Consider the following 16,226-nt stretch of genomic DNA (forward strand, 5'->3'; position numbering starts at 1 on the left):
GGGGCCGCGTCCCATTGCATCCCTGTGCGCTGGGTCCGCGCCTATTCGGCCGGCACCGCGCTGGGGGTGTCGACCGCCTCGATCGGATGCGGCAGATGGGCCAGCATCTCCTTGGGGCAGACCTGCAGGAAGTTGCCCTTCTCGCGGTCCCAGTTCTGCAGGATCGTCTCGGCCTTCTTGGACATGGTCTGCACCTGATGGCGTTCGATCAGGTCGTGCAGTTCGCTCTCCCAGTGATCCTGCGTGACCGGGCACATGACCAGCGTTTCCGCGTTGATATAGTCGCGCGCCACGCCCTCGGGATCGTACAGATAGGCCATGCCGCCGGTCATCCCGGCCCCGAAATTGGTCCCGATCCGGCCCAGGATTACCGCAACGCCGCCGGTCATGTATTCGCAACCATTGGTGCCACAGCCCTCGATCACCACCTTCGCGCCGGAATTGCGGACCGCGAAGCGTTCGCCCGCACGCCCTGCGGCGAACAACTGGCCGCCGGTCGCGCCGTACAGGACCGTGTTGCCGATGATCGTGTTGTCCTCGGCGACAAGCGGGCTGGCCATCGGCGGGCGCACGACGATGGTGCCGCCCGACAGACCCTTGCCCACATAGTCGTTGGCATCGCCCGATACCTCGATCTTCAGCCCGGGCGCGGCATAGGCCCCCAGCGACTGCCCGGCGCTGCCGGTCAGGCGGACCGTCAGGTGATCAGGTTGCAGGTTGTTCCGCATCCCGAATTTCTGAACGATCATGCTGGATGTGCGGGTGCCGACCGTCCGCTGGGTGTTGCGCACCGCGTAGGACAGCTGCATCTTCTCGCCTTCCTCGAAGAAGCGGGCGGCGTCCTTGACGATTTCGGCGTCCAGCGTGTCCATCACGGCGTTGCGCGGCTTGGACCGGTCATAGACGATCTTTTCCGCGCCATCGACGGTGATCAGCAGCGGGTTCAGGTCCAGATCGTCCAGATGCGCGGCGCCCCGGCTGACCTGGGTCAGCAGATCGGCGCGGCCGATCACCTCGTCCAGGCTGCGAGCGCCGATTCCGGCCAGGATCTCGCGCACCTCCTGGGCATAGAAGGTGATCAGGTTCACCACCTTGTCCGCCGATCCTGTGAACATCGCGCGCAGCTTTTCGTCCTGCGTGCAGACGCCGACCGGGCAGGTGTTCGACTGGCACTGACGAACCATGATGCAGCCCATGGCGATCAGGGCGGCGGTGCCGATGCCGTATTCCTCGGCACCCATCATCGCGGCCATGACGATGTCGCGTCCGGTGCGCAGACCGCCATCGGTGCGCAGCGTGACCCGCTCGCGCAGGCGGTTCATGGCCAGGACCTGGTGCGCCTCGGTCAGGCCCATTTCCCACGGCAGACCGGCAAACTTGACGCTGGTCGCGGGGGATGCGCCCGTGCCGCCATTGTGGCCCGAAATCAGGATCACGTCGGCCTTGGCCTTGGCCACGCCCGCCGCAATCGTGCCGACGCCGGACGATGCCACCAGCTTGACGGTGATCTTGGCGCGCGGGTTGATCTGCTTCAGGTCATAGATCAGCTGCGCCAGATCCTCGATACTATAGATATCGTGATGCGGCGGGGGCGAGATCAGCGTCACGCCCGGCGTCGAGTGACGCAGCCGCGCGATCAGCTTGGTGACCTTCATGCCGGGCAGCTGGCCGCCCTCGCCGGGCTTGGCACCTTGGGCGACCTTGATTTCCAGCTCCTCGCAGGCGTTCAGGTATTCGGCGGTGACGCCGAACCGGCCGCTGGCGACCTGCTTGATCTTTGCGCAGGGGTTGTCGCCGTTGGGCAGCGGGTGGCTGTGCGCCGGGTCTTCTCCGCCCTCGCCGCTGTCCGATTTCGCGCCGATCCGGTTCATCGCGATGTTCAGCGTCATATGCGCCTCGGGCGACAGCGCACCCAGGGACATGCCCGGCGTCACAAAGCGCTTGCGGATCGAGGTGATCGATTCGACTTCCTCGATCGGCACCGGTTTGCCAAGCGGCTTGATGTCCAGCAGGTCGCGGATATGGATCGGCGGGTTGGCCCGCATCGTGGCGCTGAACTGCTTCCAGATGTCATAGCTGGCCTTTTCGCAGGCCATCTGCAGCATCTTCATCGTGTTGGCTTCCCAGGCGTGTTTCTCGCCCGAACGGCGCAGCTTGTAGAAGCCGCCGACCGGCAGCAATTCTACATTGTCGGCATGCCACGCCTTCTGGTGCAGCGCCTCAAGCTTGGATTGCAGCCCGTGCAGCCCGATCCCCGAGATGCGCGAATGCATGCCGGGGAAATATTCGGCGACCATCGCGCGGCTCAGACCGACCGCCTCGAAGTTCAGCCCGCCCCGATAGGACGACAGGACCGAGATGCCCATCTTGGCCATGATCTTCAGCAGACCGGCGTCCACCGCGTCGCGATAGCGGCGCATATTGTCGATCAGGCTGCCTTCCAGCAGGCCCCGGTCGATCCGGTCCTGAATGGAATCCTGCGCCAGATAGGGGTTCACCGTGGTCGCACCGCTGCCGATCAGCACCGCGAAGTAATGCGGGTCGATGCATTCGGCGGCGCGCACATTGATCGAACAGAAGGTGCGCAGCCCCTTGCGGGTCAGCCAGGAATGCACCGCGCTGGTCGCAAGGATCATCGGCATCGCGATCCTGTCGCGACTCTGATGTTCATCCGTCAGCACCAGATGCCCCGCCCCCGACCGCACCGCGTCCTCGGCCTCGGCGCGGATCCGGGCCAGCCCCTCGGCCAGCGCGTCCTGACCCGCATTGTCGGGGAAAGTGCAGTCGATATAGGTCACCGCGTCGCCGAACATCCGGCACATCTCGGCATATTCGCCATTCGCGATGAACGGGCTTTCCAGGATCAGGATTTCCGTCTGCGCACTGGATTCGTCCAGCACGTTCTTGAGGTTGCCGAACCGCGTCTTCAGCGACATGACGCGGGTTTCGCGCAGGCTGTCGATGGGCGGGTTGGTGACCTGGCTGAAATTCTGCCGGAAGAAATGGCTCAGCGGGCGATACTGGCCCGACAGCACGGCGGGCGGCGTGTCGTCGCCCATCGAGGCGATCGCCTCCTTGCCGTCCTCGGCCATCGGCGACAGCACATGTTCCAGCTCTTCCATCGTATAGCCAGCGGCGGTCTGGCGGCGGCGCAGTTCGTCCCCTTCGAAGCGGTGCTCTTCGGGCAGTTCGCGCATGATGTCGTTCAGATCGACGACCTTCTCGATCCATTCGCCAAAGGGCTGGCTGGCGGCAAGCCGGTCCTTGATGTCGGTGTCGTGATACAGCGTGCCGTCCCACATATCGACGGCGATCATCTGGCCCGGACCCAGCGCGCCCTTTTCGCGCACATTGGATTCGTTGATCGGCACCATGCCGACCTCGGACCCCGCGATCAGCAGGTTGTCGCCGGTCACGACATAGCGCATCGGCCGCAATCCGTTGCGGTCCAGACCGCCGCAGACCCAGCGGCCGTCGGTCATCGCCAGCGCGGCGGGGCCGTCCCACGGCTCCATCACGGCGTTGCAATAGGCATACATGTCGGCCCAGGCCTTGGGCATGTCGGTGGTCGCCTTGGACCAGCTTTCCGGGACCAGCATGGTCTTGGTCATCGGCGCGCTGCGCCCCGACCGCACCATCACCTCGAACACCGCATCCAGCGCCGCCGAATCCGACGACCCGCCCGGCACGATCGGCTTGATGTCCTCGGCCATGTCGCCAAAGGCGTTGCTGGCCATGCGGATCTCGTGGCTTTTCAGCCAGTTCAGGTTGCCCTTCAGGGTGTTGATCTCGCCGTTATGGGCCAGCATGCGGAAGGGCTGGGCCAGCCACCATTGCGGGAAGGTGTTGGTGGAATAACGCTGGTGATAGATCGCAAAGGCGCTTTCGAACCGCTCGTCCTTCAGGTCGGGATAGAACTCGGCCACCTGTTCGGCCAGCATCATGCCCTTGTAGATGATCGACCGGCAGGACAGCGAACAGAAGTAAAGCTGTGTGACCTGCGCGGCGATCGCCGCCTTCTCGATCCGGCGGCGGATGATGTACAGTTCGCGCTCGAACTGGACCTGGTCGATGTCCTTTTCGCAGCGGATCAGGATCTGCTCGATCTCGGGACGGGTGGCATTCGCCTTTTCGCCCAGAACGGCGGTGTTCACCGGAACGTGGCGCCAGCCATAGATATAGTGGCCCATCCGCAGAACCTCTGATTCCACGATGGTCCGGCAGGTTTCCTGCTGTGCGAAATTGGTGCGCGGCAGAAACACCTGACCGACCGCGATCAGCTTGTCCTGATCGGGCTCGTGGCCGGTGCGGCGCACCTGGTCATAGAAGAACGGCACCGGGATCTGCACATGGATGCCGGCCCCGTCGCCGGTCTTGCCGTCCGCGTCCACCGCGCCGCGATGCCAGATCGCCTTCAGCGCGTCGATGCCGTTCTGCACGACCTGTCGGCGTGGCTTGCCGTCCAGATCGACGACGAAGCCCACGCCGCAGGACGAATGTTCGTCATCGTGCCGGTACAGGCTGTTCTCGGCCATCCAGTCGCGGAGGGATTCTTCCTGGTGCTGCCAATCGGGCGAAAACTTGGTCATCTGTCGGCCTCCACATGGGGCTGGTGGGATTCATATTCGGCGCGGGTGATCCTGGGATGATCGCCCGAGAATGATGCAAAGCGATGCGCGCAGTCGGCATAGACCTCGCGGATCAGGGGAAAGCGGGTGGCGTCGTCGAACAGGCCCGGCGACAGCTCGTACTCGGCGCCGTCGTCGCGCAGCCACAGATTGGCGCCGCAGCGCGGGCAGAAGGCGCGTTCCGCGAAATCCGAGGACCGATACCGGCGCGCCTCGCCGGTCACCGTCACCGCGTCTGCGGGCGCGACGAAACCACCCATCAGCCCGCCCCCGGCACGCCGGCACATGCTGCAATGGCAGACGCTGATCTCAGGCGTCCAGTCCCGCAGGGTGATCGCGACATCGCCGCACAGGCAATGCCCGTGAAGCGTGGTTGTCATGCCCCGCCCTCCGGCAGCCTCAGGCTGGTCATCAGCTGGTCGCAATCGAATTGCGGCGTGGTCTCGCCGAACCCGGTTTCGCCGGGAAAGCTGAACAGGACCGGGCTGTCATTGGTGTTGCGGGTCTCGCCGGTCCAGTCGCTCTGCTCCTCGACCCCGCCATAAAAGCGGCGCATCGTGCGGCTTATGAACTGCTGACCTTCCCGTGTGATCAGAACCTCGCCGCTTTCGTCGCGCGTAACCAGTCGGAAGCGGGTCTTTTCCAGCTCGACCCCGTCGATCGTGACGGTCTCGCCGGTCAGTTCGTCCTGACCGACATGGTGCAGCCTCTCGCCGGTGTTCGAGACTGTCCAGAAATCGAAATCGTCGCGACCGCTATCCAGCAGCGTGGTGAAACTGGCGTGATCCTTGGCCTCTTCGACCAGGCGATCTTCCAGCCCGGTCTGTGGATCGGCGCTTTCGATCCAGCGCGTTTCGTCGTCGATCCGCGACAGATGCGTCAGCCCGTCCTGACCAAAGATCGCGCTGCGCTGATCGCCTTCGGGATCGGCGCTGCAGCGGTAATACTGGCTGACCGAACAACCGCGGTTCTGCACCGTCACCTCAAGCTTGCAGCCCTGCGGCGGGGTGAAGGTCGCGGCGTCGGCGGGGCGGGGCGCCACGGCCCATGCCGCGGCCAGTGCCAGCACGGCGGCCAGATAGGGCAGCATGGCTGATCCATCGCCGCGCCGTGTCGCGTTGCGCGCAACGGCCACCGTGCGTTGCCTGTGTACGTGCTGTGCACGTGCTGTGTCTGTTCTGTGCATCATCGGTGCGGCCCTATTCTGCGGCCACGCGGGCCTCGCCGGTCAGGAAGCCGGCAATCGACTCGGCGGCCTCGCGGCCGTCGCGGATCGCCCAGACGACCAGGCTGGCGCCGCGCACGATGTCGCCCACTGCATAGACGCCGGGGATCGAGGTCTGGTGCGTCTGGAAATTCGCCTTGATCGTGCCCCAGCGCGTCACTTCCAGCCCATCGACGCCCCACAGCCGGGGCAGGTCTTCGGGCTCGAATCCCAGCGCCTTGATCACCAGTTCGGCGGGTTCGTCGTAATCGGCGCCATCGATCAGCTCGGGGCTTTGACGTCCGGTGACATCGGGCGCGCCAAGGCGCATCTTCTGCACCCGCACGCTGGCGATCTGGCCGACCTGATCCACGTCGCGTTCCTGCGCCTCGGCGGCGACCCCGGTGACGTGTCCGGCAAAGGCGCCCGGCGCCGAAAGCCACACGAATTCAACGCCTTCTTCCTCGGCGTTTTGAACCTCGCGCTGCGATCCGGGCATGTTCGACCGGTCGCGGCGATACAGGCATTTCACCGATTGCGCGCCCTGCCGGATGGCGGTGCGGACGCAGTCCATCGCGGTGTCGCCGCCGCCGATGACAACGACGCGCTTGCCCTTGGCATTCAGCTCGCCGTCGTCGAAATCGGGCACATCGTCGCCGAAATCGATCTTGTTGCTGGCGGTCAGATAGTCGATCGCGCGCACGACGCCGTCGGCCTCGGCGTCGTCGATGTCCAGATCGCGGGTCTTGTAGACGCCGGTGGCGATCAGCACCGCGTCATGCTTGCCACGGATCGCGTCGAAGCTGATATCCTCGCCGACATTACAGTTCAGGACGAATTCGACGCCGCCGTCTTCCAGCAGCTTGTTGCGCCGCATGACCACGTCTTTTTCCAGCTTGAAGCCGGGAATGCCATAGGTCATCAGCCCGCCCGCGCGGTCGTAGCGGTCGTAGATGGTGACCTGGAACCCCATCCTGCGCAGCGAATCCGCCGCCGCCAGACCGCCCGGACCTGCACCGACGATGCCGATGCTTTCCGCGCGTTCCTGGGTCGGGGCGGGGCCAGCGACCCAGCCTTCCTGCCAGGCGGTGTCGGTGATGTATTTCTCGACCGCGCCGATGGTGACGGTGCCGTGGCCGGACTGTTCGATGACGCAGTTGCCTTCGCACAGCCTGTCCTGCGGGCAGATGCGTCCGCAGATCTCGGGGAAGGTGTTGGTCGCCTGGCTGACCTGATAGGCTTCCTTGAGCCGGCCTTCAGCGGTCAGGCGCAACCAGTCCGGGATGTTGTTGTGCAGCGGGCAGTGGCTTTGGCAATAGGGCACACCGCACTGGCTGCACCGCCCGGCTTGTTCGGCCGCTTTCTGCGCGGCGTATTCCTGATAGATCTCGTGAAAGTCTTCGCTGCGCTCCGCCGCATCGCGCTTTTCCGGCATCTCGCGCGGGGTAGAAACGAATTTCAGCATCTTCTGCGTGGCCATGGCTGCGCAACCTTCCAACTGTCAGGAACTTACGCAGACCCAATAAACCAAGGGGCCGGGAATGAAAAGGCAGTAATGCTGACCTATTTGCGAGATTTTGGCTTGCTAGAACGCGACTATTGAGCGGGCGGGAGAAAATTAGGTCAGTATCACTTACATTCCTGCCGCCAAGGCCAGCAAAACAACGCTTCCGACGATGATCCGCCACCATGCAAACAACCCGTAGCCACGCTTGGACACATAGCCAAGCAGCCAGCGCACCACCAGAATCGCCGTTATGAAGGCGCACACGAAGCCGATGATGATGTTGTCCAGCGCCGCGGCGTCGATGACATCGCGATTCTTGTAAAGGTCATAGACGAAGGCACCAAGCATCGTGGGCATGGACAGAAAGAACGAAAACTCTGCCGCCGACCGCTTGTCCGCCCCCAGAAGCAGCGCGCCAACGATCGTCGCCCCCGATCGCGAGACGCCGGGGATCATCGCAAGGCACTGGATCACGCCGATCTTGAAGGCCATGGGCAGGGGGAAATCCTCGGCCCGGAACAATCGGGGGCTGGTCGCCCACCGATCCACCAGCAGCAGCACGATCCCACCAAGGATCAGCATGACCGCGATCAGCATCGGCGTTTCGAACAACACGGTCTTGATGATGTCATGGGCCAAGACGCCGATCACGACGGCAGGCAGGAAGGCCAGCAGCACCGCGCCGATGAACCGGCGCGAGGTCGGATCATGCGGGGCAGATGACAGGATATTCCAAAGCCGCGTGGCGTAGACCCCAAGGATTGCCAGAACCGCGCCAAGCTGGATCACCACCTCGAAAGCGCGGCCAGGGGAATGGAAATCAAGGAAATATCCCGCCAACAGGACGTGGCCGGTGGACGACACGGGAATGAACTCGGTCAGCCCCTCGAGAAGTCCGAGGATCGCGGCGACAATCGTGTTGTGTTCCATCAGAGACTGCGCAGGTTCTTCGCCGAATCCTTGATCGCGTCATACTGGCCCGACGGACGAAAACGCCAAAGATAATCCTCGATCACCGCCTCGGCGGCGGTGGGCTGTATTCCAAGATCGGCAAAACCGTTGGCATCCTCGCTGACGACATTGTCGTCACGCAGCAGAATGACCTGATCGCGTCCCAGGATCTTGTTCGTGAATAGCCCGCCGGTGACATACTGCACACCGTCCAGAACCCCGGCGCCGATCCTTGCCAGCCAGAAAGGCATGTTCAAAACAAGCCGGCGGCGGCGGGTGGCCTTCAGCACCTGTCCGACGATCTCTCGCAGGGTCATCACGTCGGGGCCGCCCAGCTCATAGATGCCGGGCTTGGCCTCGCCCGCAGCGCCCATCGCGGCGGCGGTGGCGACGTCATCGACGAAGACAGGCTGCATGCGCGTCCGCGCGCCGGCGATCGGCATGACCGGCCCCAGTCGAGACATGCTGGCAAAGCGGTTGTAGAAATGATCGTCAGTTCCGAAGATCACCGAAGGGCGCAGCACGATCGCGTCGGGGCGATGCTCCAGAACCGCTGCCTCGCCGCGCGCCTTGGCGGCCACATAGCGGCTGGCCGAATCAGGATCGACGCCGATCCCCGAGATGTGCACGACACGCCGGACACCCATTTCCTTCGAGAGACGGGCGATATGGGTCGCACCCTCTTCGAAGACGGTGTGAAAATTGCTTTTGCCCTCGGGTCGTTCGATATTGACGCAGTTCACCACCGCGTCGGCATCCGACATCGCCGCGCGGACAGAATCCTCGTCGCGGATATTGCACAGCACCGGGACGACCTGCCCGACCGCGCCATAAGTGCGCGTGAACAGGGCCTCGTCCGGTCGGCGCACCGCGACACGCACCCGCCAGCCGCGCCGGGCCATGATGCGCGCCACCTGCCGGCCGACAAAGCCAGACCCGCCAAAGATCGTGACTAGTTGTGCCATGGGCCTATCGCCTCCTTCGTGCAGCGTCCTTGATCGTGCATACCCAAGCCCGGGCGCCATCACAAGCGCGCCGCGTCACGCGGTGTGGCGGATGCGGTCGATCAGCCGGTCGGTGACGCGATAGGCGTTGGCTGCGATCGTCAGGCTGGGATTGCAGCCGTTCGAGGTGGGCATGAAGCTGGAATCGGCCACGATCAGGTTTTCGATCCCATGAACCCGGCAATCGCGGTCCAGCACGGATTTGCGCGCATCGTCGCCAAATCGCAGCGTTCCGCAGGGATGCGCGAAGTTCAGCGTCGGCATCTGGCTGAAGAAGATCCGGCGATGCGCACGGAATGCCGATTTCATTTCCTTCCTGAATGCGGCCCGTCGGTGCAGCAGTTCATCGTGCAGCTGATATTCAAATCGCAGACGGTCGGGTTGCGCGGGGTCGCACAGCACCCGGTTCTCGGAATAGGGCAGGTCTTCCAGAACGCCGACGAATATCTTGGCCGGTCCAAGTATCGGCAGAATACCATAGGGCAGCAGCCGCAACCCATGGCGCAGCGGTCGCAGACGCCGAAGCGACGATTGTTCGAACATCTGATTCAGCGCGTAAAGCACCTCACCATATCCGGCGTCGATTCCCATCGACTGGATCAGGCCAAAACGCTGACCCTGGACATGATACAGGTCCCGCAGGCTAAGTGCCCGGCTGGGGGCGTCCGACCGCGCGCCCCGCCCGGGCCAGATCGCAAGCATCTCGCTGAGATGGAACATCAGGTTCCGGCCCACCAGATCGTGACGATTGCCAATTCCCGTCGGCCAGGATTCGCTGGCCGAGCGCAGCAGAAGCGACGGTGAGGCCAGCCCACCGCCGGCAAGGACATAGTGCCGCGCGCTAAGCGTGAAGTCCTGCCCGGCGCGCTGGCAATGGATGCGGGTGACGCGGCGGTCGGCCTCGATCCGCGTCACGTTGCAACGGTCCAGCAACTGGGCATTCCCGGTGCGCAGCGCAGGTTGGACCCCCGCCGACCGCCCGTCCATCTTGCAGGGGCGCAGGCAGCGGCGACCGAAGCATTGTTGGCAATCGGGCGGAAACGCGGCGGCGATATGCGTCTGGTATGGGTGCAGCCCTGCCTTTTCAAAGGCCCGGCGCAGCGCGGCGTCTACATCGGTGACCGGGCGCGCGGCGCGCAAGGCAGGCGAGGGGACGGCGCTAAGCGGATCCGTCTCGCCGCTGATCAGATAGTTCTTCTCGGCCTCGTCAAAATAAGGCGTCATTTCGGCATAGGACAGAGGCCACCCCCCTGTGGGGTGCGGGCGCTGCGGCGAATCATCCAGATCATGCGGCTCGGGTCGTTCCAGCGTGGCGGCATAGAAGGTCGAAGTGCCGCCAACGCAGGACCCCAACATGCCGTGAAGCTGTGATTCGCGGCCGTCGATCCGCGCCTCCAGCGGATAGGGCCACATGCCCGCATCAAGCCGGGCGGCGGGGTCGGTCTGCATCGTCTCGATCTCGGCCTTGTCCGTGCCGGCCAGATCGGGCCCTTTCTCCAGCATCAGGACCGAAAGCCCGGCCTCGGCAAGCCGGCGCGCGGCACTGCCCCCTCCGACTCCGGTTCCGATGACGATCACATCCCAGTCGCGTTCACGATAGGCGTCCAACATTCACTTGTTCCCAACACAAGGTCTGCGCAAACATGACGCGCAGATCGACTCGGGGAAGATACTTACACAAAATGCAAATGACTGCATCGTGTCGTTTAGGACAGATCCGGCGCCGTGGCATCTGTCGATGATTCTGAGGTGGGTCGAAAAAATTCCGCGACACCCCATTGACGCCCCCCGAAACTGGCTTTAGTCACCCCGCTCACACCACCTGCCCAGGTGGCGGAACTGGTAGACGCGCACGGTTCAGGTCCGTGTGCCGCAAGGCGTGGAGGTTCGAGTCCTCTCCTGGGCACCATTGGTCAAAAAGCCCCTGAAGCCATCTGGTTTCAGGGGCTTTCTGTTGCAGCAATGGTCCCTGCTGGCGGAAGCCCCCACAAGGGATCGGGCTGCCGGATTCAGGCCGCGGCGACGCAGAAACCTGCCGCCGCCTGAGATGACTTGCTGACAATTCGGAGTTGCGATGCCGCTGATCGCCCGACCGGTTCGCGGTCGGGCCTTAGTCGAATGTCGGGAAGAACAGATCCGATCCGGTGAAGATCTCGAACCCGTCAGCCGTGACACCAAGCGAATGCTCGAATTGCGCGGACAGGGACTTGTCGCGAGTCACCGCCGTCCAGTCATCGGCAAGAACCTTGGTCTCCGGTCGGCCAAGATTGATCATGGGTTCTATGGTGAAGAACATTCCTTCTTCCAGCATTGGACCTTTGCCGGGTCGTCCGAAATGCAGGACATTGGGGGGCGCGTGAAATACCCGGCCAAGACCGTGGCCGCAGAAATCGCGCACCACCGACATGCGGTGGCCTTCGGCGTATTGCTGGATCGCGGCACCTATATCGCCGAACGTCGCGCCGGGGCGCACCGCCTCGATCCCCTTCATCAGCGAATCGTGCGTGACCTGGATCAGCCTTTGCGCCTTGATCGACGGCTTGCCCGCGACATACATGCGGCTTGTGTCGCCATACCAGCCATCGACGATCACGGTCACGTCGATGTTCAGGATATCGCCGTTCTGCAACAGCTTCTCGCCGGGGATGCCATGGCAGACGACATGGTTCACGCTGATGCAGCTTGCATGCTGATAACCGCGATAGCCGATCGTGGCCGAGGTGGCACCGGCCTCTTCGATGCGGCTGCGGATGAAATCGTCCAGCATGCCGGTCGTCGCGCCGGGCTGAACCAGCGGCCCCACCTCGTCCAGGATCCGCGCGGCCAATGCGCCCGCCTTGCTCATGCCCGCGAAATCCTCGCGTCCGTGAATGCGGATGCCTTCCTTGGTGATGCGGCTGTCTTCGTCCATCGCTGATCCTTTCGTCTGACCGCATAGATAGACGCGTCGCGCCACTTGTTCCAGTGCCGCGCGTGCGCATAGAAGAAGGCAGAGGCAGCGAGGGGCGCGGGAACAGATGCAGACGGACAATCCGACGGCGGCGATTCTGGTGATCGGGGACGAGATCCTGTCGGGCCGCACCCGCGAGGGCAATGCGCATCATCTGGCGCAAGTCTTGTGTGCGACCGGCTTCGATCTGCGCGAGATTCGTGTGGTGGCGGACGATCAGGATCAGATCGTCGCGGCGGTCCGGGCGTTGGACAGCAGCCTTGGCGGCGCCTGGGATCTGCTGTTTACCAGCGGCGGCATCGGCCCGACCCATGACGACATCACCGCCGATGCCGTGGCGGCAGCACACGGCACGACTGTCGAGATCCACCCCGAGGCGCGTGCAGTGTTGCAGGCGCGCTGTGATCGGATGGGCACGGAACTGACCCCGAACCGTCTGCGGATGGCCCGGATACCCGTCGGTGCCACGCTGATCGACAACGCGGTGTCCGGCGCGCCCGGATTCTCGATCGGGCATACGCATGTAATGGCCGGGGTGCCCGAAGTGTTCCGCGGCATGGTGGACTGGCTGATCCCGCGGCTGGCGTCGGGCCGTCCTGTCCAGTCGCGGACCGTCGAGGTGCGCCGCGGCGAAAGCGACGTGGCCGAGGAGTTGCGCGCCATCGCGGCCGAATTTCCGGATCTGTCGCTGGGTTCCTATCCCTATCACGACGAGCGCGGCTGGGGCACCAATCTGGTTGTGCGCGGCCTTGACGATTCCCGCGTGTCCCTTGCGATGGACGAGTTGAAGCGGCGGCTGGCGCTGTGAAGGACCCGGCGATAGCCGAGGCGTTCGAGGCGACCTGGCCCGCCGCAGAATATGCCGATGCCGGCGGGTTTCGCATCGGGCGCGCGACGGGGGCCGGGCGTCGTGTCAATTCTGCATGCACGGTCCAAAGCTGGTCGCCGGCAGACATCGACGATGTGTTGCGCATCCAGTCGGACTGGCGGCAGGTGGCGGCGTTTCGAGTGCTGGACGACGAGACGCGCCTTATTGCGGCGCTGACCGACCGCGGATTTCAGCGCACCACGCCCACCGTCGTCATGCAGGCGGATGTCAGTGCGCTGACCGACCGCCGGATTCCGCCGGTCATGGCTTTCGCGGTCTGGCCGCCTCTGGCGATCCAGCGGGATATCTGGATGGCGGGCGAGATCGGCCCCGAACGCCAGGCCGTGATGCAGCGCGTTGTCGGTCCGAAAGCTGCGCTTCTGGGGCGGATCGAGGATCGTGCGGCCGGCGCCGGTTTCGTGGCGATCCATTCGGGCGTCGCGATGGTCCACGGGATCGAGATCCTGCCCGACTGGCGCCGCAAGGGGCTGGCCGGGTGGATGATGCGGCGCGCCGCTGTCTGGGCACGGGAAAACAGTGCGGATCGGCTGGCGCTTGCGGTGACGCGGGCGAACGCCCCGGCCATCGGCCTCTACCACGGTCTTGGGTTCAGAGATGCAGGCGGATACGCCTATTTCGTAAAGCCGTGATCGGCCATGCAGGTCTGAGCCGTCACAGTTCTGTGCGCAATTCCCACAGGTCGGGGAACAGCACCACATCCAACATCCGGCGCAGATAATTGACGCCCGTCGTGCCGCCCGAACCGCGCTTGAAGCCGATGATGCGTTCGACGGTCGTGACGTGATTGAAGCGCCAACGGCGAAAATAATCCTCGAAATCGACCAGCTTCTCGGCCAGCTCATACAGTTCCCAGTAGCGGCGCGGGTCGCGATAGATCTCGGCCCATGCGGCGCGCGCCATGGCGTCGGGCTGATGCGGCTGGTCCAGCCGTTCGCGTGCCGGCAGGTCGAACCCGGCCGCGCGTAGCCGCGCCAGAACCTCGTCGTACAGCGATGGGCGCTTGACCTCGGCCAGCAGCGGATGGGCCAGTTCCGCGCGGTGTTCGTGCGGTCGGATCATCGCCATGTTGCGGTTGCCGGCCACGAATTCGATCATCCGGTACTGATAGGACTGAAAGCCGCTGCTTTCCCCCAGCGTGTCGCGGAACTGCGTGTATTCGCTGGGGGTCATGGTGCGCAGGACGTCCCACGCCGAATTCAGCTGTTCCATGATCCGCGCCACGCGGGTCAGCATCTTGAACGCCGGTTGCAGATCGCCTGCTGCGATGTTGTCGCGGGCTGCCGACATTTCGTGCAGCGCCAGTTTCATCCACAACTCGCTGGTTTGATGCTGGATGATAAACAGCATTTCGTCATGGGCCGAAGACTTCGGATGCTGCGCGGTCAGGATCGCGTCAAGCCCCAGATAGTCGCCATAGGACATATGCCCCTGAAACGACATGCGCGCACCTTCATCAGTTGGGTCGTAGCTCATTCTTTCAACCTGAAACGCTGAATCTTGCCGGTCTGGGTCTTGGGCAGCGCGTCGCAAAAGACGATGCTGCGCGGATATTTGAACGGCGCGATCGTGTCCTTCACATGCCGCTGCAGACGTTCGACCGTGGCCTGGTCGGCGGCAATGCCCGGTGCCAGGACGACATGCGCCTGGACAATCTGTCCGCGTTCGGGATCGGGTGCGCCGATGACCGCGCATTCCAGCACATCGTCATGGGACAGCAGGGCGGCTTCCACATCGGGGCCCGCGATGTTGTAGCCCGCCGACAGGATGATGTCGTCGGACCGTGCGGCAAAGTGGAAACGCCCGTCTTCGTCCTGCCAGAACGTGTCGCCGGTCAGGTTCCAGCCATCTCGGACATAGTCGGCCTGGCGCGGATCGTTCAGATACCGGCAGCCGGTCGGTCCGATCACCGCCAGCCGGCCCAGTTCGCCGCGCGGCAATTCAGCGCCGTCCTCGTTCACGATCCGCGCGCGATAGCCGCCCACGGGTCGCCCGGTGCAGGCAGGATGGCTGTCGTCGAAGCGGTTCGTGATGAAGATATGCAGCATCTCGGTCGATCCGATTCCATCCAGCATCGGCTTGCCGGTCTTGTCGCGCCATTCCTGCCACACCGGGCCGGGCAGCGTCTCGCCCGCGCTGACGGCGGCGCGCAGGCTGGACAGGTCGGCACCCTCTTCCATGGCCCGCAGCATGACACGATAGGCGGTCGGCGCGGTAAAGCAGATCGTAGCGCGATGCTGCTGGATAATCTCGATCATGTTCGGCGGCGACGCATTTTCAAGCAGCACCGCCGAGGCGCCGAAGCGCAGCGGAAACACCGCCATCCCGCCCAGCCCAAACGTGAAGGCCAGTGGCGGGCTGCCCACGAACACGTCGTCCGGCGTGACGCCCAGAACTTCCTTGGCATAGCCGTCCGCGATGATCAGTAGATCGCGGTGGAAATGCATGGTTGCTTTCGGCTCGCCGGTGCTGCCGCTGGTGAAGCCCAGCAAAGCGACGTCGTCACGGCCCGTCCTGACGGGATCGAACCTGACCGGCTTGGTCAGCGCCGCGCGGTCCAGTTCGGCATCGTGGTTGGCCGTGCCGTCGAAGCCGACCACGGTTTCCAGATGGTCCGACGTCTTCGCCGCCGCGACCAGGTCGTCCATCAGTCGGGTGTCGCACAGTGCGTGGGTGATCTGGGCCTTGTCGATGACCTTCGCCAATTCCCCGGCCCGCAGCATTGGCATGGTGTTCACCACCACCGCCCCCGCCTTCGTCGCCGCAAGCCAGCAGGCTACCATCGCCGGATTGTTCGCGGACCGGATCATGACCCGGTTGCCGGGCCTGACCCCGTAATCCTGCACCAGCGCGCCTGCCAGCCGGTTGGTCCAGTCGGCCAGTTCCTTGTAGGTCCGCGCGCGCCCGTTACCGACCAGCGCGTTGCGGTCGCCGAAGCCGCGTTCGACCATCCGGTCGGTCAGTTCGGCTGCGACGTTGATCCAGTCCGGGTAGTCGAAGCCCGACAGGTCGATCGCGGGCCACGCCTCGGGCGGGGGCAGGTTGTCACGGGCAAAGCTGTCCGAATGCCCGCTGGGTCCAAGTTTATGCATCGAC

Annotated in this window: 12 protein-coding genes, 1 tRNA gene and 2 pseudogenes; 3 read left to right on the forward strand and 12 right to left on the reverse strand. The window is 64.2% G+C overall.

Annotation, left to right across the window (positions count from 1 at the left end; all coding sequences use genetic code 11):
- Positions 1-41 precede the first annotated feature (41 nt).
- The 9 genes and pseudogenes from gltB to MU516_RS19415 form a co-directional block, all read right to left on the reverse strand.
- The gene (gltB, locus tag MU516_RS01530; protein ID WP_260275441.1) at positions 42-4,589 is read right to left on the reverse strand and encodes a glutamate synthase large subunit; all 4,548 of its coding nucleotides are present in this window, start codon (positions 4,587-4,589) and stop codon (positions 42-44) included.
- Positions 4,586-5,008, reverse strand: a complete 423-nt coding sequence (locus tag MU516_RS01535) for a GFA family protein (RefSeq protein ID WP_260275442.1) — start codon at positions 5,006-5,008, stop codon at positions 4,586-4,588. Before MU516_RS01535 ends, gltB begins: the two co-directional genes overlap by 4 nt.
- Positions 5,005-5,718: a hypothetical protein gene (locus tag MU516_RS01540; RefSeq protein WP_260275443.1), complete on the reverse strand. Its 714-nt coding sequence runs from the start codon at positions 5,716-5,718 to the stop codon at positions 5,005-5,007. The genes MU516_RS01535 and MU516_RS01540 overlap by 4 nt, the downstream gene beginning before the upstream one ends.
- A 109-nt stretch (positions 5,719-5,827) precedes the next feature.
- Positions 5,828-7,312 carry an NAD(P)-dependent oxidoreductase gene (locus MU516_RS01545; protein WP_260275444.1) on the reverse strand — a complete coding sequence of 495 codons (1,485 nt, stop codon included), beginning with the start codon at positions 7,310-7,312 and terminating at the stop codon, positions 5,828-5,830.
- Positions 7,313-7,465: 153 nt separating this feature from the next.
- Positions 7,466-8,269, reverse strand: a complete 804-nt coding sequence (locus MU516_RS01550) for an undecaprenyl-diphosphate phosphatase (protein ID WP_425606790.1) — start codon at positions 8,267-8,269, stop codon at positions 7,466-7,468.
- Positions 8,269-9,255: a complex I NDUFA9 subunit family protein gene (locus MU516_RS01555; RefSeq protein WP_260275445.1), complete on the reverse strand. Its 987-nt coding sequence runs from the start codon at positions 9,253-9,255 to the stop codon at positions 8,269-8,271. The genes MU516_RS01550 and MU516_RS01555 overlap by 1 nt, the downstream gene beginning before the upstream one ends.
- Positions 9,256-9,330: 75 nt before the next feature.
- A complete protein-coding gene (locus tag MU516_RS19405; RefSeq protein ID WP_425606800.1) occupies positions 9,331-10,014 on the reverse strand; it encodes a GMC family oxidoreductase in 684 nt (227 codons plus the stop codon).
- Positions 10,015-10,797 (reverse strand): annotated as a pseudogene (locus tag MU516_RS19410) (GMC family oxidoreductase N-terminal domain-containing protein); the annotation flags it as partial.
- Positions 10,774-10,905, reverse strand: a pseudogene (locus MU516_RS19415) (FAD-dependent oxidoreductase); the annotation flags it as partial. The pseudogenes MU516_RS19410 and MU516_RS19415, both read right to left, overlap by 24 nt.
- Before the next feature lie 213 nt (positions 10,906-11,118).
- Between MU516_RS19415 and MU516_RS01565 the strand changes: the two are divergent.
- Positions 11,119-11,203, forward strand: a tRNA-Leu gene (locus MU516_RS01565).
- Positions 11,204-11,404: 201 nt separating this feature from the next.
- Here MU516_RS01565 and map read toward each other — a convergent pair.
- Complete coding sequence (gene map / locus MU516_RS01570; RefSeq protein ID WP_260275447.1) at positions 11,405-12,205, reverse strand: type I methionyl aminopeptidase; 801 nt, start codon at positions 12,203-12,205, stop codon at positions 11,405-11,407.
- Positions 12,206-12,311: 106 nt separating this feature from the next.
- Here map and MU516_RS01575 point away from each other — a divergent pair, with 106 nt between their 5' ends.
- Positions 12,312-13,052 (forward strand): competence/damage-inducible protein A, encoded by a 741-nt coding sequence (locus tag MU516_RS01575; protein WP_209054672.1) that lies wholly within the window; start codon positions 12,312-12,314, stop codon positions 13,050-13,052.
- Positions 13,049-13,762, forward strand: a complete 714-nt coding sequence (locus MU516_RS01580; RefSeq protein WP_260275448.1) for a GNAT family N-acetyltransferase — start codon at positions 13,049-13,051, stop codon at positions 13,760-13,762. Before MU516_RS01575 ends, MU516_RS01580 begins: the two co-directional genes overlap by 4 nt.
- Positions 13,763-13,784: 22 nt before the next feature.
- On the opposite strand, the gene kynA is transcribed toward MU516_RS01580, so the two are convergent.
- Complete coding sequence (gene kynA, locus MU516_RS01585; protein WP_260275449.1) at positions 13,785-14,606, reverse strand: tryptophan 2,3-dioxygenase; 822 nt, start codon at positions 14,604-14,606, stop codon at positions 13,785-13,787.
- On the reverse strand, positions 14,603-16,222 hold the full coding sequence (locus MU516_RS01590; RefSeq protein ID WP_260275450.1) for an AMP-binding protein: 1,620 nt from the start codon (positions 16,220-16,222) through the stop codon (positions 14,603-14,605). The genes kynA and MU516_RS01590 overlap by 4 nt, the downstream gene beginning before the upstream one ends.
- Positions 16,223-16,226 lie beyond the last annotated feature (4 nt).

The organism is Paracoccus maritimus (assembly GCF_025195095.1).
GTDB classification, from domain to species: Bacteria; Pseudomonadota; Alphaproteobacteria; order Rhodobacterales; family Rhodobacteraceae; genus Paracoccus; species Paracoccus maritimus.